The organism is Chitinophaga chungangae (assembly GCF_017742215.1).
Classification (GTDB): Bacteria; Bacteroidota; Bacteroidia; order Chitinophagales; family Chitinophagaceae; genus Chitinophaga; species Chitinophaga chungangae.
Map to the genome: position 1 here is coordinate 189,916 of NZ_JAGHKP010000001.1, position 19,985 is coordinate 209,900.

The window sequence follows — 19,985 nt, forward strand, 5'->3', positions numbered from 1 at the left end:
GTTTATTTTCCCAGTGCCTGTTTGAAATATTCGTAGGTGATCCTTAATCCTTCTTTGCGGTCCACTTTCGGTTCCCAGCCCAGCAGTTCCTTTGCTTTGGTAATGTCGGGTTTTCTTTGTTTCGGATCGTCTTTAGGCAAGGGATGGAAAACGATCTTCTGTTTGGTACCGGTGAGGGCAATGATCTCTTCCGCGAACTGCAGCAGGCTGATCTCCGCGGGGTTCCCGATGTTCACGGGCATGTGGTAATCGCTCAGCAGCAGGCGGTAAATGCCTTCCACGAGATCGGCCACGTAACAGAAAGAACGTGTTTGCGAACCGTCGCCGAACACCGTGAGGTCCTGGCCGGTGAGGGCCTGGCTCATAAAGGCGGGCAGGGCGCGGCCGTCGTCGAGGCGCATGCGCGGGCCGTATGTGTTGAAGATACGGATGATGCGGGTTTCCACGCCATGGAAATTATGATAGGCCATGGTGATGGATTCCATGAAACGTTTGGCTTCGTCGTACACGCCGCGCGGGCCTACGGGGTTTACATTGCCCCAGTATTCCTCGGTTTGCGGATGTACGTTCGGATCACCGTATACTTCCGAAGTGGAAGCCACCAGGATGCGCGCTTTCTTCGATTTGGCGAGGCCCAGCAGGTTATGCGTGCCCAGCGATCCCACTTTCAGGGTCTGGATGGGCATTTTCAGGTAATCGATGGGGCTCGCGGGAGAAGCGAAATGCAGGATATAATCCAGCTCGCCAGGCACATGCACGAACTTGGTCACGTCGTGATGGTAATATTCAAATTCCTTGAGCGGGAAAAGGTGCTCGATGTTTTTGATATTGCCCGTCAGCAGGTTGTCCATGCCGATAACATGATAACCTTCCTTGATGAAGCGGTCGCAAAGGTGGGAGCCGAGAAATCCGGCGGCACCGGTGATCAGTATACGTTTTTTTGTCATAGTTCTTTTGAGTTTAACGTTTCACCGCCAGGCGGCCTACGCTTTCGTAGTGGAAACCGAGCTCTTCCATGCGCGGCACTTCAAAAAGATTGCGGCCGTCGAAGATGGTCTTATTTTTCAGGATGCTTTGGATCTTGTCGAAGTCCGGCGTGCGGAATACGCTCCATTCCGTGGCGATGATCAGCGCGTCCGCGCCTTCCAGCGCTTCGTACTGGTGCTCCGCGAATTTGATCTTGTCGCCCACTACCTGTTTTACGTTCGGCATCGCTTCGGGGTCGAAAGCGGTAACGGTGGCGCCTGCCGCCGTAAGCGCATCGATGATGTACAGGGCGGGCGCTTCGCGGATGTCGTCCGTATTCGGTTTAAAGGCCAGGCCCCACAGCGCGAAATGTTTCCCTTTCAGGTTGTTGCCGAAATATGCTTCGATCTTGGGAATGAGGAACAGTTTCTGTTTTTCGTTCACGTCCATTACCGCTTCCAGTATCCTGAAATCGTAGCGGGCTTCCTGTGACGATTTCACGAGCGCCTGTACGTCTTTCGGGAAACAGCTGCCGCCGTAACCGATGCCGGGGAACAGGAAACGTTTGCCGATGCGGTCGTCGCTGCCGATGCCGCGGCGCACCATGTCCACATCCGCGCCCAGCTTTTCGCACAGTATCGCGATCTCGTTCATGAAGGAGATCTTGGTGGCGAGGAAGGAGTTGGCTGCGTATTTGGTCAGCTCGGCGGATTTTTCGTCCATGTAGATCACCGGGTTGCCCTGGCGCACGAAAGGCGCATACAGGTCGCCCATGATCTTGCGCGCCCTGTCTGACTGGGTGCCGATCACCACGCGGTCCGGTTTCATGAAATCTTCCACGGCCACGCCTTCACGGAGGAATTCGGGGTTGCTCACCACATCGAATTCCACGGTCGCGTTTTTCGCGATGGCTGCATGCACCTTGTCTGCCGTACCTACAGGCACCGTGCTTTTGTCTACGATCACTTTGTAATCTTTCAGGATCTTGCCCAATTGGTCGGCCACTCCCAGGATGTAAGAGAGATCGGCTGAACCGTCTTCGCCGGGAGGCGTGGGCAATGCCAGGAAGATCACGGCCGCTTCACGGATGCCTTCTTCGAGGTTGTTGGTGAAATGCAGGCGCCCTTCTTTCAGGTTGCGCTCGAATAATTTTTCCAGTCCGGGCTCGTAGATCGTGATCTGGCCGGAGGAGAGTTTGTTGACTTTGTTGACATCTATGTCTACGCAGGTCACATCGTTGCCGGTTTCGGCAAAACAGGTACCGGTAACGAGTCCTACGTATCCGGTGCCTACTACAGTAATTTTCATGCGGGGGCTAGTTTAAAAATGATTTGATCGAATAAATGATATGGTCTAGCTGGTCACGATCCATTTCCGTATGGATGGGCAGGGAAATGACTTTCCCGGTCAGGTTGTCTGTTACGGGCAGGTGCATGTTAAGCTCGGTCATGCCTTCGAACATTTTCTGACGGTGCGCCGGAACGGGGTAATAGATCATGGACGGCACTTGTTTTTCTGCCAGGTAGGCCTGGAGCGCATTGCGGTCAGCCCCTTCCAGCTGGAGGGTGTACTGATGGAAAACATGCAGCTGGTTTGGCGCCTGGTACGGCGTTATGATCTGCGGAACGTTGGCAAAGGCAGTGTCATAAGCGTTGGCGACTTCCCTTCTGGAAGCGATATATTGATCGAGTAATTGCAGCTTGATGCGGAGCACTACAGCCTGCAGCGTGTCCAATCTGCTGTTCACGCCCACCGCGTCGTGGTAATAACGCTGGGTCTGACCGTGATTGGCGATGATCCTGATCTTCGCGGCCAGGGCGTCGTCGTCGGTGAACAGCGCGCCGCCGTCTCCATAACAGCCCAGGTTTTTGCTGGGGAAAAAGGAGGTGCAGCCGATATGCCCGAAAGTGCCTACTTTTTTGGTAGTGCCGTCTTTCTTCGTATAGTGGCTGCCGATGGCCTGGGCATTGTCTTCTATCACGTACAGGTTATGTTTCCGCGCAATGTCCATGATCGCCTCGATGTCTGCGCTGTGCCCGTACAGGTGCACCGGCACAATAGCCTTCGTTTTGGGCGTGATGGCCTTTTCAATGGCTTGCGGATCAATGCAGTATGTTTTCGGGTCGATGTCTACGAACACAGGTTTGAGCCGCAGCAGGGCGATCACCTCCGCGGTGGCGATAAAGGTAAAGGAAGGCGTGATCACCTCGTCGCCGGGCTCCAGGCCCAAGGCCATCATGGCTATCTGGAGCGCGTCGGTGCCGTTCGCGCAGGGTATAACATGTTTGGTGCCAAGATATTGGCCCAGTTCCTGCGAAAACTGTTGTACGGGGGCTCCGTTAATAAAGGCGGCACTTTCCAGCACATCCTGAATAGCTGCGTCTACCTGCGGTTTAATTTTGCTGTACTGGCGTTTCAGATCCACCATTTGAATAGGAACCATGAAGGATAACTTTTTTGAGTTCGCAAATTTACAAATTTTGGGATAGGTGTAGGGACTATCTTTGCCAAGCATTCGATTTATTGGGTTAATTATCAATTCCGTGAGTTTATCGATTTTTTTCTATAACGTGGGCATCCGGCTTTACCGGGCGGTTTTGGGCCTGGTGGCGGGTATTGGCGGGAATAAAAAGGCGCAATTGTGGCTAAATGGCCGTAAAAACCCCTGGCCCGCCCTGGAAGCGGCTTTTAAAGGAAGTGGACCGGTGCTTTGGGTACACGCCGCCTCGCTCGGGGAATTTGAGCAGGGAAGGCCCGTGCTGGAAGCCATCCGGAAGGAATATCCCGGCCTGCGCATCCTGCTGACCTTTTTTTCGCCCTCCGGGTACGAAGTACGGAAAGATTATCCCGGGGCGGACCATGTATGTTACCTCCCGCTGGACACGCCCGCCAATGCCCGCAAATTTCTCGATATCGTACAACCGTCCCTCGCCATATTCATCAAATACGAGTTCTGGGTGCATTATTTCCAGGGCATGTACAGCCGGAAGATCCCTGTGATCCTCATTTCCGGCGTTTTCCGTCACGGGCAGGTGTTCTTCAAATGGTACGGCGGCCTCTTCAGAGGGCTGCTGGAGCGGATGGACCGGCTTTTTGTGCAGAACGAGGCTTCGCTGCACCTGCTGCACAATCATGGTATCGACCAGGTGACGGTGGCGGGAGATACGCGGTTCGACCGGGTATGGCAGCTTCGCCGGCATCCCGTTGCCCTCCCGGAAATTGAAAAATTCATAACGCTCGAAAATGTACTGGTGGCGGGCAGCACTTGGGAAGCAGACGAAAAAGTGCTGGCGGAATGGTGGTATGGCGGCGGCCGCGATGGCCGTCAGCTGATCTTGGCCCCGCACGAGGTTACCCCCGCGCATATCGCGGGCGTAAAAAATCTTTTCCCCGACGCCGTAAAATATTCAGCGCTCGCCGCAAGCGAGGCGGGGAACGCGTCCGTATTGATCATCGATAATGTGGGGATGCTTTCCGCATTGTACCGTTATGGCCGCATCGCCTACGTGGGCGGCGGTTTCGGGAAAGACGGCATTCATAACCTGCTGGAACCGGCCACTTACGGCAAACCGGTGATCATCGGCCCCATCTTCCACCAGTTTCTCGAAGCGGAAACGCTGGTGCAAACGCGCGGCGCAATAGTGGTGCACAACGCAGCGGAGCTCACCCGGGCCGTGGATGCGCTCAAAGACCCCTACTATTACGGGCAGGCGTCGGAAATAGCCGGGCGCTTCGTGGAGGAGAACCAGGGCGCCACAGACAAGATCATTCGTTACATTCAGGAAAAACGTTTTCTCACGAGGGAGTAGAACTGGCTCACCGCATGGTCTGATTCATCCCAGCCCAGCTTGATCTTCAGCTCGCGCTCGATCCAGTATTCCGCGTCCTGCAGGGAGGCGGATTCGTTGATGGTCTTGAGCGAACGCTCGTACATGTCTTTATCGCCGCGGAACAGTTCCTGTATGAACAGGAATTTGTCGTTGATGCCGATGGCGCCGCGAAGATCTTTTATGCCGATGCCGCCGAGTTTTTCACCCACTTCAAGATTTTCTTTGCGGAGCTTGTCGTTCAACGAGGGCGCCTGTTTGCCGACAAGGTCGTTGAGCTCCTTGCGGATGCCGTTGGCATGTTCCGCGGGCTGTTTCGGCTGCGTTTGCTGCGGTTCGGCGGGTTTGGGCTGAACGGGAGGGGGAGGGTCGAAGAGCGTGGCGGAAGGCCTTTCTTCCGGGCGCGCGGGTTTTACCGGCACGCGGTCCGGCGCGTAACCGTTGGCTTGCAGCACCTTTTCCTGGACGGGAGGCTGAGCCTTTTCCGGCGCGGGTATTTCCTGCGGCGGAGGTACGGGCGGAGCGGCCTGTCTTTCCACAACAGGCACATGCGCGGGCATGATCACGGCCACGTGACCGTTGCCCCTGAGCTCCTGCTGTTTCTGCAGATTGCGCTGGTGGAGGATCTCCGCCTGCAGCAACTGCGTGTAGTAGGATATGGTTTGCAAACCGGCAGCTGAATTTTTCAGTTCCTGCAGTTTGTCAATTAATGCACTTATCTTTTCCATGCCTTAATTGTTAACGCCGTCTGATAGAAATTATTTTAATTGCACTAAGTTATACTTTTTTTAACAACTTAATAATCAAAATACTATAATATGTTTATTGAACCTTCTCTTACGGGAGGTCGCCGCGGGTGGATAGAAGTGGTCTGCGGCTCCATGTTCTCCGGCAAAACGGAGGAGCTGATCCGGCGGCTGAAACGCGCGCGGTTCGCCAACCTGAGCGTGGAAATCTTTAAACCGGCCATGGATACCCGTTATGATGAGGAACAGATCGTATCGCACAACGAAAACAGGATCATGTCTACCCCGGTGGACAGCTCCCAGCAGATCCTGCTGCTGGGGCAGGGGGTGGATGTAGTGGGCATCGACGAGGCGCAGTTTTTTGACATGGAGCTGCCCAATGTGTGCGACCAGCTGGCCCTTGCGGGCATCAGGGTTATCGTTGCGGGGCTGGACATGAATTTCCAGGGAGCGCCTTTCGGCCCCATTCCCGCGCTGCTGGCCAAAGCGGAATATATCACGAAACTGCACGCCATTTGCGTGCAATGCGGCAATATCGCCACGCATTCTTACCGTAAAAGCAAGGACAAACATCCGGTGCTGCTCGGGGAAACCGACCTGTACGAGCCGCGCTGCCGGGTATGTTATAATAAAGGAGATGAATTGCCGGCTAAGGTTCCACCTTCACTTTGAACGTGAATTTTTTCTGGGTGATGTAGCTGAAACAAACCACGATAACGGTGGTGAGCATCTTGGCGATGGTCGGATAGAAATAGCAGTACTCCACGAACAGTTTCATACATACGTAATTCAGCAGCAGGCAAACGCCCACCAGTATAAAATACCGCACCAGCTGCACTCTTCCGCGGAGATTGGAATCTGAGAAGACAATATATTTATTGAGCAGGAAACCCGTCGGGAAACTGACGAAGAACGCCATGATGAGCGCCGCGATATACGGGCTGATGGTGATAAAAGGCAGGTGCACCATCTGCTGGCGGAGAATAAAGTTGTAGCTGATGAAGAACAGGAGAATGTCCAGCGCCGTGTTGCCGCCCCCGCAGGCGAGGTAGCGGAAGGTCTGAAAGGGCATTATTTTCGCGAAAGGCGTGTAAAAAAATGCCAGGATATTGAGAATCAGCTGTTTCATCGAAAAACGCAGCAAATCTACAAACGTATTCTTAAAAATGACATACGGCGGGTGGATTTTAACATCGTTATAATGTTCCTGCGTTTACCGCATCGTTTTCCTCGATTTCCATTTTGAGGTGGCGGTAACAGCCGTGGGAGCCTGCGCGGCGGCCGGTTTGGCGGCTTGTTGCCACAGCTGCGCGGCAAGGATGGCGGCCGCCCGGGCGGTCTCTTCGTTTTTGTTTTCCAGCGACTGCGGCGTGAAATATTTGGCGATGAAGTTCGTGTCGAATTTCCCTTCGATGAACGGCGCCTGCTGCAGGGCCCATTTGCCGAACGGCAGCGTGGTGCGGACGCCCGTTACACGGTATTCCTCTATCGCCCTGATCAGCCTTTCCCGCGCTTCTTCCCGGTTGGCGCCCCAGGCGATCAGTTTAGAGATCATCGGGTCGTAGAAAATAGGGATGTCCATGCCTTCTTCATAACCATCGTCTACCCGTACCCCGTAACCCTGGGGACGGATATACGTTTCCAGCTTCCCGGTGTCGGGCAGAAAGTTATTGGTGGGGTCTTCCGCGCAAATGCGCAGCTCGATGGCGTGACCGTTGATATGCAGATCGTCCTGCGTGAAGGGCAGTTTCCCCCCGTCTGCAATGCGGATCTGTTCCTTCACCAGATCAAGCCCGGTGATCATTTCGGTAACGGGGTGCTCCACTTGCAGGCGGGTATTCATTTCGAGGAAATAAAAATTCAGGGTATCGTCTACCAGGAACTCCACTGTGCCGGCGCCGTAATAATTGCAGGCGCGGGCCACGTTCACCGCGCATTCGCCCATGGCTTTGCGGATGGCGGGAGTAAGTACGGAAGAAGGCGCTTCTTCGATCAATTTCTGGTGGCGCCGCTGGATGGAACATTCCCTTTCGAAAAGGTACACGCAATTGCCGTGCTGGTCGCCCAGCACCTGTATTTCGATATGCCGCGGGGCGGTCACGTATTTTTCAATGAAAACGGCGTCGTCGCCAAAGGCGCTGAGGGCTTCGCTTTTGGCGAGCCGAACCTGTTCTTCCAGTTCGTTTTCCTGCTGCACCACGCGCATGCCTTTGCCGCCGCCGCCGGCGGATGCTTTGATCAGGATCGGGAAACCGGTCTTTTTCACCACTTCGCGGGCTTCTTCGATGCTGCGCAGCGGCGTTTCGGTGCCGGGCACCATGGGCACGCCGAATTGCTGGGCGGCCTGTTTGGCGGCGAGTTTGCTGCCCATTACCTCGATGGAGGCGGCGGAAGGGCCGATGAAGATGAGGCCCGCGTCGGTAACCGCTTTGGCAAAAGCGGCGTTTTCGCTGAGGAAGCCGTAGCCGGGGTGGATGGCGTCCGCCCCGCGCTGTTTCGCCACTTCGATGATCCTGCTCCCCAGGAGATAACTCTGGCTGGAAGGGGCGGGGCCGATGCAAACGGCCTCGTCTGCATACTGCACGAACGGCATGGTGCGGTCCGCTTCCGAATAAACAGCTACGGTGCTTATGCCCATTTCCCTGGCTGAGCGCATCACGCGGAGGGCAATTTCGCCCCGGTTGGCTACTACGATCTTCTTCATTGGTGTCTGAATCGCTGGTTGAATAAAGCGCTAAAGTTAATGGATTTCAATTTCGCCGGGCAAAGTTATCTTTGCATGCGTGAAAAGTCCGTTATCGCAGATCGTTGCGCTCGTAAAAAAAGACCTGGTGCTGGAATGGCGGCAGCGGCATGCCCTGTTCGGCATACTGCTGTATGTGTTCTCCACCATGTTCGTGATCAACCTGATGGTGAAAGAGCCGGAAGACAAGATATGGAACGCCATGTTCTGGGTGGTGCAGCTGTTCGTATGCGTCAATGCCGTAGCGAAAAGTTTTTTGCAGGAAAGCCGGGGAAGGCTGCTGTATTTTTATTCGTTGGTGCATCCGCGTTATTTCATTACGGCCAAATTGATCTATAATGTGCTGTTGATGACGGTTTTCAGCGTGGTCACGCTGGTATGCTGCATCCTGTTCCTGGGCAACCCGCTCATGCACGGGCTGTATTTCCTGGGGGTGGTATTGCTGGGGGGCATCAGTCTTTCCCTGTTGTTTACCATGCTGGCGGCGATTGCCGCGCAGGCCAGCCAGAACGCCGCGCTGATGGCGATCATGGGTTTCCCGCTCATCATGCCCATCCTGATGCTGCTGAGCAATATCGCTCAAAGCGCCTTCGCACCGGTGGTGCAGCCGGGCCTGGCAGGCATGTTTTTGCTGCTGGCGGGCATGGATGTGCTGGTGATTGCGCTGGCGCTGATACTTTTCCCTTTCCTCTGGAAAGAATAAAATTTAAAAAATACCCTTCCGGGGTATAGGTTTTTCAATGATCCGGGGTGCTGTTGCACGAACGTCAAAATCGGCGGATTGCTTTGTCGTTAACGTTAAATCGTGTAGGTTTGCCCCCACATATTTCAATTGAATAATGGCTAAAAACTGGTGGAAAATCGCCTGCGTCCTTATCCTCCTCTATGTCATCATCGGAGGTTTTCTCGTTCGCGTGCCTTCTATAGGCAATAACCTGCAGGCAATCAGGGGCATCTTCTTTCACCTGCCCATGTGGATGAGCATGTACACGCTCTTCACGATTTCCGTCGTAAATTCCGTATGGTACCTGGCTACCAACGACCTCCGGAGAGATATCAGGGCTTCCAGCGCCAGCAGCATCGGCGTGCTGTTCGGGCTGATGGGCTTCGCCACCGGCATGTTGTGGAGCACCTACACCTGGGGCGGCACCATCGTGAACGATCCCAAACAGATGACCACCGCCATCGCGCTGACCATCTACATGGCCTATCTCGTGCTGCGCCTCTCGTTCACCGACCTGGACAAAAGAGCCCGCGTATCCGCCATTTTCAACGTTTTCGCCTTCGCATTGCTGATCCCGCTGACGTATATCATCCCGAGAATGGTGGAATCCCTTCACCCCGGCAGCGCCAGCAGCCCCGGTTTCAGCTCGCAGGACACCGCCGGCACCATCCGCATGGTGCTCTGGCCCGCCTTCATCGGCTGGACGCTGCTCGGCATCTGGATCTATACTTTACGGAACCGCTACAAAAGATTAGTGCTTAAAAATATTCTTCATGGCTAAAAGACTTTCATACCTCGTTTTCACCTGCCTGATGTTGTCCCTTACCAGCGTTTTCGGGCAGGACACGGCGCTTGCCGTTACCGAAACCGTTCAGCAGCAGAACACAGAAACAGGCCCCGTCAACGAATTTTTCCGCAGCAACGATAAGATCTACGTAGTGGTAGGCCTTCTCGTGATCATTTTTATTTTTGTCATATTATACCTTGTACGGCTGGACCGGCGGCTGACCAAACTCGAGAAAGAATAAAGACCGGCATTTTACAGACCCTGCTTACAACAACACCAAAACAACATATCTAAACCGTTTTTTATGGCTAAAGTAAAAGCGCTGACGCAAGAACAGCACTATAACTTTTTCCACAGCGTGGAAATGAGCTTCGACAAAGCCGCTCAGTTCACCAAGTGGGACAAAGGGATATTGGAACAGATCAAAGCCTGTAACGCCGTATACCGCATTAAATTCCCGGTAAGAGTAGGGGACAGTATCGACGTAATCGAGGCGTACCGGGTACAGCACTCCCACCACAAGCTGCCCTGCAAAGGCGGCATCCGTTTCAGCGAAGAAGTGAACCAGGACGAAGTGATGGCCCTCGCCGCGCTCATGACCTACAAATGCGCCATCGTAAACGTGCCCTTCGGCGGCGCGAAAGGCGGCATCAAGATCAATCCCCGCAACTACACCCCTTTTCAGCTGGAAGCCATTACCCGCCGTTATACCGCGGAACTGGTGAAGAAAAATTTCATCGGCCCCGGCATCGACGTGCCCGCGCCCGATTATGGCACCGGCGAACGCGAAATGAGCTGGATACTCGATACGTACATGAGCCTCCGCCCCGGTGAGATCGACGGTTACGGCTGCGTGACCGGCAAACCCCTGCCCATGGGCGGCGTTCGCGGCCGTAAAGAAGCCACCGGCCTCGGCGTGTTCTACGGCCTGCGCGAGCTGTGCAATGTAAAAGACGATATGAAAAAACTCGGCCTGGAGCCCGGCATCGAAGGTAAAACCGTAGTGGTGCAGGGGATGGGCAACGTAGGTTACCATGCCGCCAAATACTTCCACGAAGCCGGCGCTAAGATCATCGGCCTCATCGAATACGATGGCGCCATTTTTAACTCGAAAGGCATGGACCCGGACGCCGTGCTGAAACACCGCAACGAAACCGGTTCCATCACCGGCTTCCCCGGATCCAAAACCCTCAAAAAGAATACCGACGGCCTCGAGCTGGAATGCGACATCCTCATTCCCGCCGCGCTTGAAAACGTGATCCATGAGGAAAACGCCCCGCGCGTGAAGGCCAAGATCATCGGCGAAGCCGCTAACGGCCCGATAACGCCCGAAGCAGACGAAATTCTCGCCAAAAAAGGCGTGATCGTAGTGCCGGACATGTTCCTCAACGCGGGCGGCGTGACCGTTTCTTATTTCGAATGGCTGAAAAACCTCAGCCATGTGCGTTACGGCCGCCTCGGCAAACGTTTCGACGAAAACATGAATGTGCACATCCTTGGCCAGATCGAAGAACTGACCGGCAAAAAAGTATCCGAAAAAGAAAGGAAATTCATCGCCCATGGCGCTGATGAGGTAGACCTGGTATATTCCGGCCTGGAAGAGACCATGATCACCGCCCTGCACGAAGTACGCGAGAAATCACTCGAACATAAGAAGATCAAGGATATGCGCACGGCAGCGTATGTTTGCGCCATCGATAAGGTGGGCGTGGCGTACGAGCAGCTGGGCATTTTCCCCTGATCCTATTTTATTTTTAAAGGCGGAAACGGCCGGGCGTGTATGCCTGGCCGTTTTTCGTTCGGATATTCCTCACGGGGTCGTCTCACGCCTCGGGTAATGGCGGGTGATAGGGTATTTCCGGCTCCGCGGGCGGCGTTACCGGCGGGTAATCCGGCAGATCGTTCTCAAATTCCCAGCTGCCCGCTTCGGCGTTCAGTTTGCAGCACCAGGTATTGGTGCCGTTCGTGATCACCAGGTAAGGCACGGGCAGGGCCATATGGTAACGCACGATCTGCTCCAGCACCGGCTGCCCCAGCGGAACGCCCATTTCTTTACACTCCACGATCATCCAGGGGGCGGCTTCGCGGGTGTACACCACGATGTCGCAGCGTTTTTTCAATTCGCCCAGGTTCATTTCCTTTTCTATACTCAGCAGCGCGCCGGGATACCGGCGGCTTTTGACGAGGTAATTCAGGAAATTCTGCCTTACCCATTCCTCGGGGGTAAGGGTCACATATTTTTTCCGGTAAGGGTCGAAGATCATCTCCTGTCCGTTGTTGGCGGTGATCTTAAAATCATGCGGGGGGAACTGTATCGCGATCATATCGTAAAACTATGCAACTCGCGGCGCTTTCGGGAAAAAAGATTACATTCACTTGTCAAAAAGCTATGAAGACGAAAGAAGAGATAGTAGCTAATTGGCTTCCCCGCTACACAGGAGAGAAGCTCGAGAATTTCGGCTCGCATATCCTGCTCACTAATTTTTCCAATTACGTGACGATGTTCGCCAAATGGAACAATGCAAAGATCATTGGGGTGGACAGGCCTATGCAATGCTGTACCTCGGGAGACATCACCATCATCAATTTCGGGATGGGCAGCCCCGGCGCGGCCACGGTGATGGATTTGTTAAGTGCTATCTCGCCCAGGGCGGTACTGTTTCTCGGCAAATGCGGCGGGTTGAAGAAAAAAAATTCCATCGGCGACCTGATCCTGCCCATCGCGGCCATCAGGGGAGAAGGTACTTCCAACGACTATTTCCCCGCCGAAGTGCCCGCCCTGCCGGCTTTTGCCCTTCAGAAAGCGATCTCCACCACCATCCGTGAATACGGCTGCGACTACTGGACCGGTACCTGCTACAGCACTAACCGCCGCGTATGGGAGCACGACGCCGATTTCAAAAAATACCTGGAGCGCATCCGCACCATGGCGATAGATATGGAAACGGCCACCATCTTTTCGGTCGGTTTTTATAACAAGATACCTACCGGCGCTTTACTGCTCGTGTCTGACCAGCCAATGGTGCCCGAAGGCGTCAAAACCGAGGAAAGCGATAAAAAAGTGACCAACGAATACGTGGAACGTCACCTGAAAATCGGGATCGAATCGCTCAAAAACCTGATCAACAGTCACCAAACCGTTAAACACCTGCGCTTTTGAGTTCCGCACCGCTCGTATCCATCCGCAACCTGGAAGTTTCGTTCCGTACGGAAAACAGCCTGGTAACAGCCGTGAAAGGCATTTCGCTGGACGTTCGGCCCGGCGAGATACTTGGCATCGTAGGCGAATCCGGCTCGGGCAAATCCGTTACCGCGCTCAGCCTGATGCGGCTCATTGCCGCGCCGGGCGATATCAGCGGCGGGCAGATCCTTTACCAGCCTGAAGGCCGGCAGCCCGTAGACATACTGAAACTGCCGCCCGCGGCCCTTCGCAGCTATCGCGGGCACGAAATAGCCATGATCTTCCAGGAGCCGATGACCTCGCTGAACCCGCTGCACACCTGCGGGCGGCAGGTAGCCGAGGCGATCCGGCTGCATAAAAAAGTCACGGAAGCGGCGGCAAAAAAACAAACCCTCGCTTTATTCGAAAAGGTGCGGATACCGCGCCCCGGGGAAGCATACGATAAATACCCGCATGAATTGTCCGGCGGGCAGAAACAACGCGTGATGATCGCCATGGCGATCTCCTGCGGGCCGCGGCTGCTGATCGCGGACGAGCCCACTACCGCGCTGGACGTTACCGTGCAGAAAACCATCCTGGGCCTGCTGCGCGAGCTGCAGGAAGAGCTGGGCATGAGCGTGATCTTCATCACCCACGACCTTGGCGTGATCGCGGAGATCGCCAGCCGGGTGGCGGTGATGTACAAAGGGGAGATCGTGGAAGAAGGCGCTGTGAAAGATATCTTCGAACATCCGCAACACCCCTACACCAAAGGGCTGCTGGCTTGTCGCCCCCCGCTGGACCTGCGGCTGAGGCGGTTGCCTGTAGTGAAGGACTTTACCGACGAAGGCCGCGCCGCCGATGTGGACGCATTTGTGCGCTCGCTGGTATTGCCCGAAGCGGAGCAGCAGGCCCGGGACGAACTGCTGAAAACCCGGCCGCCGCTGCTGAAAGTGGAAGGCCTCAGCACCTGGTTTCCCGGCAAACGCAGCCTGCTGGGAAGGGTGCATAATTATACCAAAGCGGTAGACGATGTGAGCTTTGAAGTGCGCGAAGGGGAAACGCTGGGGCTGGTGGGGGAATCCGGCTGCGGGAAAACCACGCTCAGCCGCACTTTACTGCGCCTGGTAGAGCCTACGCATGGAAGCATCCGGTATCGCGGGAAAGACCTCTGCAGCCTGAACGCCAAAGAAATGCGCGGCATGCGCAAACATATGCAGCTCATTTTCCAGGACCCGTATTCTTCCCTCAATCCCCGTCTCACTGTGGGCCAGGCTATCCTGGAGCCGATGCAGGTGCACGGGCTGTACGGCGACGACCGGGCAAGGAAGGAAAAAGTGCTGGAGCTGCTGGAAAAAGTGAACCTGCTTCCCGAACATTATCACCGTTACCCTCACGAATTTTCAGGGGGGCAGCGGCAAAGGGTAGTGATCGCACGGGCGCTGGCCGTGAACCCGGAGTTCATTATCTGCGACGAATCTGTTTCCGCGCTGGACGTAAGCGTGCAGGCGCAGGTGCTGAATTTGCTCACGAGGCTGCAACAGGAGTTTAATTTTACGTATATATTTATTTCACATAACTTATCCGTCGTGCATTTTATGAGCGACCGGATGATGGTGATGAACAAGGGGAAGATCGAGGAGATCGGCCATGCGGGCGAGATTTACCATCATCCCCGGAGCGCTTATACGCGGGAGCTGATAGCGGCGATACCGGGCCGGTGAACCTTTTTTCGTAAAGTATGTTATATTCCGTACCTTTGCACACTTTAAATTCATTCATACCGTAATATGAAATTATCACAATTCAAGTTCGATCTGCCCTTAAACCTGATCGCACAACACCCTTCCAAAACAAGAGACGAGAGCCGCCTGATGGTCGTTAACCGCGCCACTGGTAAAATTGAGCACAAGGTTTTCAAAGACATTCTCGGTTATTTTAACGACAAAGACGTGATGGTAGTGAACAACACCAAGGTGTTCCCCGCGCGCCTTTACGGCCGTAAAGAAAAGACCGGCGCCAAGATCGAAGTGTTTTTGCTCCGCGAGCTGAACAAGCAGAACCGTCTCTGGGACGTGATCGTTGATCCCGCAAGGAAGATCAGGGTGGGCAACAAGCTGTATTTTGGAGATGACGAGAGCCTGGTAGCAGAAGTGATCGACAACACAACTTCCCGCGGCCGTACCATCCGTTTCCTGTTCGAAGGCAACGACGAAGAGTTCAAAGCCGTGCTGGACAGTCTGGGCGAAACACCGTTGCCCAAGTACATCAAACGTAAACCCGAAGAAGATGACAAAGAGCGTTACCAGACCGTTTACGCCAAGTACGAAGGAGCCGTGGCCGCGCCTACCGCCGGTTTGCACTTCAGCCGCGAATTGATCAAACGCCTGGAGATCAAAGGCGTGAAGTTCGCCGAAGTAACGCTGCACACCGGTTTGGGTACCTTCCGCCCCATTGAGGTGGAAGACCTGAGCAAGCATAAAATGGATGCGGAATATTTCCACATCGATGAATTTGCCGTGAAGATCGTGAACAAGGCCAAAGAAGAGAACCGCAAGGTCTGCGCTATCGGCACCACCAGCGTTCGCGCCGTGGAATCGTCCGTAACCGCGCAGAACCATCTGAAAGCAGCCGAGGGCTGGACGAACACGTTCATCCACCCGCCGTACGACTTCTCCATCCCGAACGCGTTGGTAACCAACTTCCACCTGCCCAAAACCAGCCTCCTCATCATGGTTTCCGCCTTTGCCGGGTACGATCTCGTGATGGAAGCCTACCAGCAGGCCATCAAGGAAAAATACCGCTTTTTCAGCTATGGCGATGCCATGCTCATCATCTGATGAAACGCAACATTACCGGAAAGGCAAACAGTATCACGCTGTTTGCCTTTTTTTATAAAAATTGCCTTACTTCGTATTCATGGCCAACAGGATCAAAGTAGCCGTTATCGTCGCCGGAGGTTCCGGCACCCGCATGGGCAGCGCCACGCCAAAACAGTTCATGGAGATCGGCGGAAAGCCAATGTTGTATCATACCGTTTCCGCTTTTTTGCAGGCGTATAACGATATGCATATCGTGCTGGTGGTGCCCGAGGCGCACCAGGCTTATATTGCCACGCTGCTCACAGCTTTCGACCACCCGCCTTCCGTTACGATCGTGCCCGGCGGCGAAACCCGCTTCCATTCCGTAAAGAACGGCCTGAACACGATCCGCCAGCCGGCGGTGGTGTTCGTGCACGACGGGGTGCGCCCGTTGCTCAGCCCTTCGTTGATACGCCGCTGTTATGAAGGCGCGCTGGCGAAAGGAAATGCCATTCCCGCCGTGGAAATGAAAGACAGTCTCCGTGAAGTGGACGATGAAGGGAATATGGCGGCAGACCGCAGCCGCTTCCGCATTATACAAACGCCGCAAACGTTCCTGTCTGAAATATTACTGCCTGCTTTCGACCAGCCGTACGATCCTTTATTTACCGACGAGGCCAGCGTGGCAGAAAGGGCCGGTGAAGAGATCCACCTGGTGGAAGGGGAGGAGCAGAATATCAAGATCACCCGCCCGGTGGATATTGCGGTTGCGAATGCGTTTCTTTCGGGGCATGGATTGTAGGGGGATCCGACCTGTGTTTTCTTGGACAGGTATTATGCCGCGGGAACAATTACGAAGCATGCCTTACCTTATTTTTTCCTGAACCCCGGGTCTTCCGCTTTTTTCACATCATCTACGTTTACGCCAACCCTGATTTCCAGGCCGGTTTTGCAGTGGCAGGCGTAACATGCCAGGCCGTCGTTGATGCGTTGAGTATAAGATTGTCTTCATCTTTGAGGTTTGAGGAACGGGATGAAAGCCGCAGTGTTACAGCGTTCCGGTTACTCCGGTTGGCTGCTGCCCTTTCCCGATCTTTTGCAGGATCTGGTGCGCGGCTTCCAGCGCCTGAAAACCGTCTATGACGTTCACAGGCACCGGTTTGTTCTCGAGTATCGCGTCGCGGAAAAGTTCCAGCTCCATGCGGATGGCGTTGGATTGTCTGATTTCCGGGTTGGCGATGGCGATGGTCTTTTTGCCGTTGTTGGTAGCGATGTCCAGCGTGAAGAGCCCTTCGTCCGCGGGAGTTTTGAGTTTGATGATCTCCGTTTTTTTATCCAGGAAGTCGATGCCGATGTAAGCGTCTTTCTGGAAGAGGCGCATTTTGCGCATTTTTTTGAGGGAGATGCGGCTGGAAGTGAGGTTGGCCACGCAGCCGTTGTGAAATTCGATGCGTACGTTGGCGATGTCGGGCGTGTCGCTCATTACAGCCACGCCGCTGGCGGAAATACGGCTGATGCTGGACTTCACGATGCTCAGCACGATGTCGATGTCGTGGATCATCAGGTCGAGGATCACGCTTACGTCTGTGCCGCGCGGATTAAATTCGGCCAGGCGGTGCACTTCAATGAACATTGGGTTGAGCTCCACGCCTTTTAATGCAAGGAACGCGGGATTAAATCTTTCAACATGCCCCACTTGGAATTTGATATTGGCTTCTTCCACCAGTTTCACCAGCAGCTTGGCTTCTTCCATCGTGTTGGTCATGGGTTTTTCCACGAACACGTGTTTACCGTTACGGATCGCCATTTCGCACAATTTGAAATGCTGGGTGGTAGGGGCAACGATGTCGATCGCATCGCATGCCATGATCAGTTCTTCCGCGGAATCGAAACGCTTGAGTTCGTACTGGTCGTGAACGCCCTGTGCATTATCGTCGCTCGGGTCACAAAATCCCACCACTTCCACGTCTTTCATTGTCGCAAGCTGGGATAAATGGATCTTGCCTAAATGCCCTACACCGAACAAGCCTATTTTGAGCATGATTTGATTGATTTTTTATAGAAAATTCTTGCAAATGTAACAAAAGCGCATATTATTACTTTATATATTAATTCATATTGCCTCAATCTTATCCATGCGTTTTTTCTTCCTGGTCATATGCCCCCTGATGCTGACAGCCCACATTGCCGCGGCGCAGGCTTGTACCCAGATAGGGCAAACCCCGCAAAGCGCCTTTCCCATATGCGGCACCAAGGAACTGAAGCAGGCGTCTGTTCCGTTGTGCGCCGGCCGGAAGATCAACATGCCGTCTTGCCGCGATGCTGTTCCGCCTACCGAGTTCACCGACAGAAATCCCTTCTGGTACAAATTCACCTGTTACCAGGCGGGCACGCTGGGTTTCACCATTACGCCCAACGATCTGAGCGACGACTACGACTGGCAATTGTTCGACGTTACCGGCCGGAACCTTGACGAAGTGTACACCAATCCGGGCATCCAGGTGGCGGGCAACTGGAGTGAAATAGAAGGGCTTACCGGGGCGAACAACACCGGTACGCGCCTGATGAACTGCGAAGGCAGGGCTTATCCCAAATGGAGCAGCATGCCCACCCTGCAGGTGGGGCACGATTATCTTCTGCTGGTGAGCCATTTCACCAATACGCAAAGCGGTTACGAACTGGCTTTCGGCGGCGGCAGCGCCGTGATCACCGATCCGAAGCCCGGTGAGTTTACCCGCGCAGCGTACCGCTGCCTCAATAACCGGATCACCGTTAAATTCAATAAACTGTTCCGCTGCAACACGCTGGCCGCCAATGGCAGCGACTTCTTGATCGCGGGCACCAACGCGGTGGTGACCAGCGCCGCCGGCGTGAACTGCGGCAATGGCTTCGATATGGATTCGGTAGTGCTTACGCTCGACCGGCCTTTGCCCGCAGGAAATTACACGCTGCAGGTAAAAACCGGCAGCGACGGCAACACCCTGCTCGACGCCTGCGACAATCCCATCGCCGCGGGCCGCAGCATCGCCATTAACGTGCCTGTTCCACAGGCCGTGCCTTTTGACAGGATCGCGCCGGTTGGCTGCAAGCCGGACATGATCCGCGTTTTACTCAGCGATGCGGTGCGCTGCAGCTCGGTGGCCGCAGACGGCAGCGATTTCAGGATCACCGGCACAGGCCCTGCCGTTGCGGTGGTAGCCGCCGGCACCAAATGTTCAGGGCAGCTGACGGACACGATCGACCTGCTGCTCAACGGCCCGGTATACCTCGAGGGCAATTACCGGATCGACCTTATCCGCGGCGCAGACGGCAATACGCTCATCAGCGAGTGCGGCGTTGAAACCGCGCTGGGGCAAATGGTGCCCTTCACCACGAAAGACACCGTGAATGCAACATTCAACAACCGCGTGCGGCTGGATTGCGTATACGATACCATTTTCCTTCACCACGACGGCGCGCACGGCGTCAACACATGGAACTGGTCGTTCGAAGACGGCGATACCCGCACAGAACAATCACCTGTGAAAGTGTACACCGTATTCGGCCAGAAAACAGCGACGCTGAAAGTCAGCAACGGCGTTTGCGAAGCGGAACACACCGAAAATATCCTGCTGGACAATACGCTGATCGCTGCGTTTACAATAGGCACGCCGGTGCTTTGCCCGCTGGACCTGGCCACTTTCACGAACGAAAGCACGGGTAATATTACCGGTCATCGCTGGGATTTTGGCTTCGGGCCGGGCACGCGGCTGGTAACGCCGCAGCCTTTCCGTTTCCCGATGACCGCCCGCGACCAGGTGTACCAGGTCAGGCTGATCGTAACGGACAACCTGCAATGCGAAGACACGGCGGTGCACACGCTGAAGACGGTCCCCAGCTGCCGGGTGGCGGTGCCTACTGCTTTTACGCCGAATAACGACGGCGTCAACGATTTTCTTTATCCGCTGAACGGCTATAAAACGGCTGACCTGCTGTTCAGGGTGTTCGCCCGCAACGGCCAGCTGGTGTTCGAATCCCGCAACTGGGCGCAAAAATGGGACGGCAAGATCAACGGCTCTCCTGCGCCCGTGGGCACTTATGCCTGGGTGTTGGAATACACGGACACTGAACTGGGGGAACGCGTGTTCCAGAAGGGTGTGGCCACGCTGCTGCGATAACGTTTTCCCAATCCATTCACTTGCCTCCGGGAGACTGAAATAACTGCCTTCGCCAGCAGACATTTACGCCTGGG

Annotated in this window: 19 protein-coding genes; 11 read left to right on the plus strand and 8 right to left on the minus strand. The window is 54.8% G+C overall.

Annotated features, from left to right (window positions below; translation table 11 throughout):
• Nucleotides 1-2: 2 nt before the first annotated feature.
• The 3 genes from J7I43_RS00805 to J7I43_RS00815 are packed head-to-tail and all read right to left on the minus strand — an operon-like array spanning nucleotide 3 to nucleotide 3,409.
• Nucleotides 3-947 carry a UDP-glucuronic acid decarboxylase family protein gene (locus tag J7I43_RS00805; RefSeq protein ID WP_209142262.1) on the minus strand — a complete coding sequence of 315 codons (945 nt, stop codon included), beginning with the start codon at nucleotides 945-947 and terminating at the stop codon, nucleotides 3-5.
• 13 nt (nucleotides 948-960) lie between these two features.
• Nucleotides 961-2,274 carry a UDP-glucose dehydrogenase family protein gene (locus tag J7I43_RS00810; RefSeq protein WP_209142264.1) on the minus strand — a complete coding sequence of 438 codons (1,314 nt, stop codon included), beginning with the start codon at nucleotides 2,272-2,274 and terminating at the stop codon, nucleotides 961-963.
• 7 nt (nucleotides 2,275-2,281) lie between these two features.
• Nucleotides 2,282-3,409 (minus strand): DegT/DnrJ/EryC1/StrS family aminotransferase, encoded by a 1,128-nt coding sequence (locus J7I43_RS00815; RefSeq protein ID WP_209142266.1) that lies wholly within the window; start codon nucleotides 3,407-3,409, stop codon nucleotides 2,282-2,284.
• Nucleotides 3,410-3,509: 100 nt separating this feature from the next.
• Between J7I43_RS00815 and J7I43_RS00820 the strand changes: the two genes are divergently transcribed.
• On the plus strand, nucleotides 3,510-4,775 hold the full coding sequence (locus J7I43_RS00820) for a 3-deoxy-D-manno-octulosonic acid transferase (RefSeq protein WP_209142268.1): 1,266 nt from the start codon (nucleotides 3,510-3,512) through the stop codon (nucleotides 4,773-4,775).
• On the opposite strand, the gene J7I43_RS00825 is transcribed toward J7I43_RS00820, so the two are convergent.
• Complete coding sequence (locus tag J7I43_RS00825; protein ID WP_209142270.1) at nucleotides 4,745-5,521, minus strand: hypothetical protein; 777 nt, start codon at nucleotides 5,519-5,521, stop codon at nucleotides 4,745-4,747. The two genes, J7I43_RS00820 and J7I43_RS00825, sit on opposite strands and share 31 nt — an antisense overlap.
• Nucleotides 5,522-5,611: 90 nt before the next feature.
• Between J7I43_RS00825 and J7I43_RS00830 the strand changes: the two genes are divergently transcribed.
• Nucleotides 5,612-6,211 (plus strand): thymidine kinase, encoded by a 600-nt coding sequence (locus tag J7I43_RS00830; RefSeq protein ID WP_209142272.1) that lies wholly within the window; start codon nucleotides 5,612-5,614, stop codon nucleotides 6,209-6,211.
• Here the strand turns inward: J7I43_RS00830 and J7I43_RS00835 are convergent.
• Nucleotides 6,189-6,668 carry a GtrA family protein gene (locus tag J7I43_RS00835; protein ID WP_209142274.1) on the minus strand — a complete coding sequence of 160 codons (480 nt, stop codon included), beginning with the start codon at nucleotides 6,666-6,668 and terminating at the stop codon, nucleotides 6,189-6,191. The genes J7I43_RS00830 and J7I43_RS00835 overlap by 23 nt on opposite strands.
• Nucleotides 6,669-6,752: 84 nt before the next feature.
• On the minus strand, nucleotides 6,753-8,243 hold the full coding sequence (accC, locus tag J7I43_RS00840) for an acetyl-CoA carboxylase biotin carboxylase subunit (protein WP_209142276.1): 1,491 nt from the start codon (nucleotides 8,241-8,243) through the stop codon (nucleotides 6,753-6,755).
• A gap of 79 nt (nucleotides 8,244-8,322) precedes the next feature.
• On the opposite strand from accC, the gene J7I43_RS00845 reads away from it, so the two are divergent.
• The 4 genes from J7I43_RS00845 (at nucleotide 8,323) to J7I43_RS00860 (ending at nucleotide 11,534) form a co-directional block, all read left to right on the plus strand.
• On the plus strand, nucleotides 8,323-8,985 hold the full coding sequence (locus J7I43_RS00845) for a heme exporter protein CcmB (RefSeq protein WP_209142278.1): 663 nt from the start codon (nucleotides 8,323-8,325) through the stop codon (nucleotides 8,983-8,985).
• Nucleotides 8,986-9,121: 136 nt separating this feature from the next.
• Nucleotides 9,122-9,787 (plus strand): cytochrome c biogenesis protein CcsA, encoded by a 666-nt coding sequence (gene ccsA, locus J7I43_RS00850; RefSeq protein ID WP_209142280.1) that lies wholly within the window; start codon nucleotides 9,122-9,124, stop codon nucleotides 9,785-9,787.
• Nucleotides 9,780-10,034 (plus strand): CcmD family protein, encoded by a 255-nt coding sequence (locus tag J7I43_RS00855; RefSeq protein WP_209142282.1) that lies wholly within the window; start codon nucleotides 9,780-9,782, stop codon nucleotides 10,032-10,034. Before ccsA ends, J7I43_RS00855 begins: the two co-directional genes overlap by 8 nt.
• A gap of 63 nt (nucleotides 10,035-10,097) precedes the next feature.
• Entirely contained in the window at nucleotides 10,098-11,534 is a 1,437-nt protein-coding gene (locus J7I43_RS00860; RefSeq protein ID WP_209142284.1) for a Glu/Leu/Phe/Val family dehydrogenase, read from the plus strand.
• A gap of 82 nt (nucleotides 11,535-11,616) precedes the next feature.
• On the opposite strand, the gene J7I43_RS00865 is transcribed toward J7I43_RS00860, so the two are convergent.
• A complete protein-coding gene (locus J7I43_RS00865) occupies nucleotides 11,617-12,117 on the minus strand; it encodes a type I restriction enzyme HsdR N-terminal domain-containing protein (RefSeq protein WP_209142286.1) in 501 nt (166 codons plus the stop codon).
• A gap of 65 nt (nucleotides 12,118-12,182) precedes the next feature.
• Between J7I43_RS00865 and J7I43_RS00870 the strand changes: the two genes are divergently transcribed.
• The 4 genes from J7I43_RS00870 to J7I43_RS00885 all read left to right on the plus strand — a co-directional run bounded on the left by J7I43_RS00870 (nucleotide 12,183) and on the right by J7I43_RS00885 (nucleotide 16,556).
• The gene (locus J7I43_RS00870) at nucleotides 12,183-12,953 is read left to right on the plus strand and encodes an AMP nucleosidase (RefSeq protein WP_209142288.1); all 771 of its coding nucleotides are present in this window, start codon (nucleotides 12,183-12,185) and stop codon (nucleotides 12,951-12,953) included.
• Complete coding sequence (locus J7I43_RS00875) at nucleotides 12,950-14,677, plus strand: ABC transporter ATP-binding protein (RefSeq protein ID WP_209142290.1); 1,728 nt, start codon at nucleotides 12,950-12,952, stop codon at nucleotides 14,675-14,677. Before J7I43_RS00870 ends, J7I43_RS00875 begins: the two co-directional genes overlap by 4 nt.
• A 66-nt stretch (nucleotides 14,678-14,743) precedes the next feature.
• On the plus strand, nucleotides 14,744-15,793 hold the full coding sequence (gene queA / locus J7I43_RS00880) for a tRNA preQ1(34) S-adenosylmethionine ribosyltransferase-isomerase QueA (RefSeq protein WP_209142292.1): 1,050 nt from the start codon (nucleotides 14,744-14,746) through the stop codon (nucleotides 15,791-15,793).
• A gap of 79 nt (nucleotides 15,794-15,872) precedes the next feature.
• A complete protein-coding gene (locus tag J7I43_RS00885) occupies nucleotides 15,873-16,556 on the plus strand; it encodes a 2-C-methyl-D-erythritol 4-phosphate cytidylyltransferase (RefSeq protein ID WP_209142294.1) in 684 nt (227 codons plus the stop codon).
• Between the two features lie 246 nt (nucleotides 16,557-16,802).
• On the opposite strand, the gene J7I43_RS00890 is transcribed toward J7I43_RS00885, so the two are convergent.
• Complete coding sequence (locus tag J7I43_RS00890; protein ID WP_209142296.1) at nucleotides 16,803-17,795, minus strand: Gfo/Idh/MocA family protein; 993 nt, start codon at nucleotides 17,793-17,795, stop codon at nucleotides 16,803-16,805.
• Between the two features lie 94 nt (nucleotides 17,796-17,889).
• Here J7I43_RS00890 and J7I43_RS00895 point away from each other — a divergent pair, with 94 nt between their 5' ends.
• Complete coding sequence (locus J7I43_RS00895; RefSeq protein ID WP_209142298.1) at nucleotides 17,890-19,911, plus strand: T9SS type B sorting domain-containing protein; 2,022 nt, start codon at nucleotides 17,890-17,892, stop codon at nucleotides 19,909-19,911.
• The last annotated feature ends 74 nt before the right edge of the window (nucleotides 19,912-19,985 follow it).

Bases quoted from the DNA above. Each gene is read 5' to 3' on its own strand.
- J7I43_RS00805 (WP_209142262.1), bottom strand. From the start codon at position 947: ATGACAAAAAAACGTATACTGATCACCGGTGCCGCCGGATTTCTCGGC.
- J7I43_RS00810 (WP_209142264.1), bottom strand. From the start codon at position 2,274: ATGAAAATTACTGTAGTAGGCACCGGATACGTAGGACTCGTTACCGGT.
- J7I43_RS00815 (WP_209142266.1), bottom strand. From the start codon at position 3,409: ATGGTTCCTATTCAAATGGTGGATCTGAAACGCCAGTACAGCAAAATT.
- J7I43_RS00825 (WP_209142270.1), bottom strand. From the start codon at position 5,521: ATGGAAAAGATAAGTGCATTAATTGACAAACTGCAGGAACTGAAAAAT.
- J7I43_RS00830 (WP_209142272.1), top strand. From the start codon at position 5,612: ATGTTTATTGAACCTTCTCTTACGGGAGGTCGCCGCGGGTGGATAGAA.
- J7I43_RS00835 (WP_209142274.1), bottom strand. From the start codon at position 6,668: ATGAAACAGCTGATTCTCAATATCCTGGCATTTTTTTACACGCCTTTC.
- accC (WP_209142276.1), bottom strand. From the start codon at position 8,243: ATGAAGAAGATCGTAGTAGCCAACCGGGGCGAAATTGCCCTCCGCGTG.
- ccsA (WP_209142280.1), top strand. From the start codon at position 9,122: ATGGCTAAAAACTGGTGGAAAATCGCCTGCGTCCTTATCCTCCTCTAT.
- J7I43_RS00855 (WP_209142282.1), top strand. From the start codon at position 9,780: ATGGCTAAAAGACTTTCATACCTCGTTTTCACCTGCCTGATGTTGTCC.
- J7I43_RS00860 (WP_209142284.1), top strand. From the start codon at position 10,098: ATGGCTAAAGTAAAAGCGCTGACGCAAGAACAGCACTATAACTTTTTC.
- J7I43_RS00865 (WP_209142286.1), bottom strand. From the start codon at position 12,117: ATGATCGCGATACAGTTCCCCCCGCATGATTTTAAGATCACCGCCAAC.
- J7I43_RS00870 (WP_209142288.1), top strand. From the start codon at position 12,183: ATGAAGACGAAAGAAGAGATAGTAGCTAATTGGCTTCCCCGCTACACA.
- queA (WP_209142292.1), top strand. From the start codon at position 14,744: ATGAAATTATCACAATTCAAGTTCGATCTGCCCTTAAACCTGATCGCA.
- J7I43_RS00885 (WP_209142294.1), top strand. From the start codon at position 15,873: ATGGCCAACAGGATCAAAGTAGCCGTTATCGTCGCCGGAGGTTCCGGC.
- J7I43_RS00890 (WP_209142296.1), bottom strand. From the start codon at position 17,795: ATGCTCAAAATAGGCTTGTTCGGTGTAGGGCATTTAGGCAAGATCCAT.
- J7I43_RS00895 (WP_209142298.1), top strand. From the start codon at position 17,890: ATGCGTTTTTTCTTCCTGGTCATATGCCCCCTGATGCTGACAGCCCAC.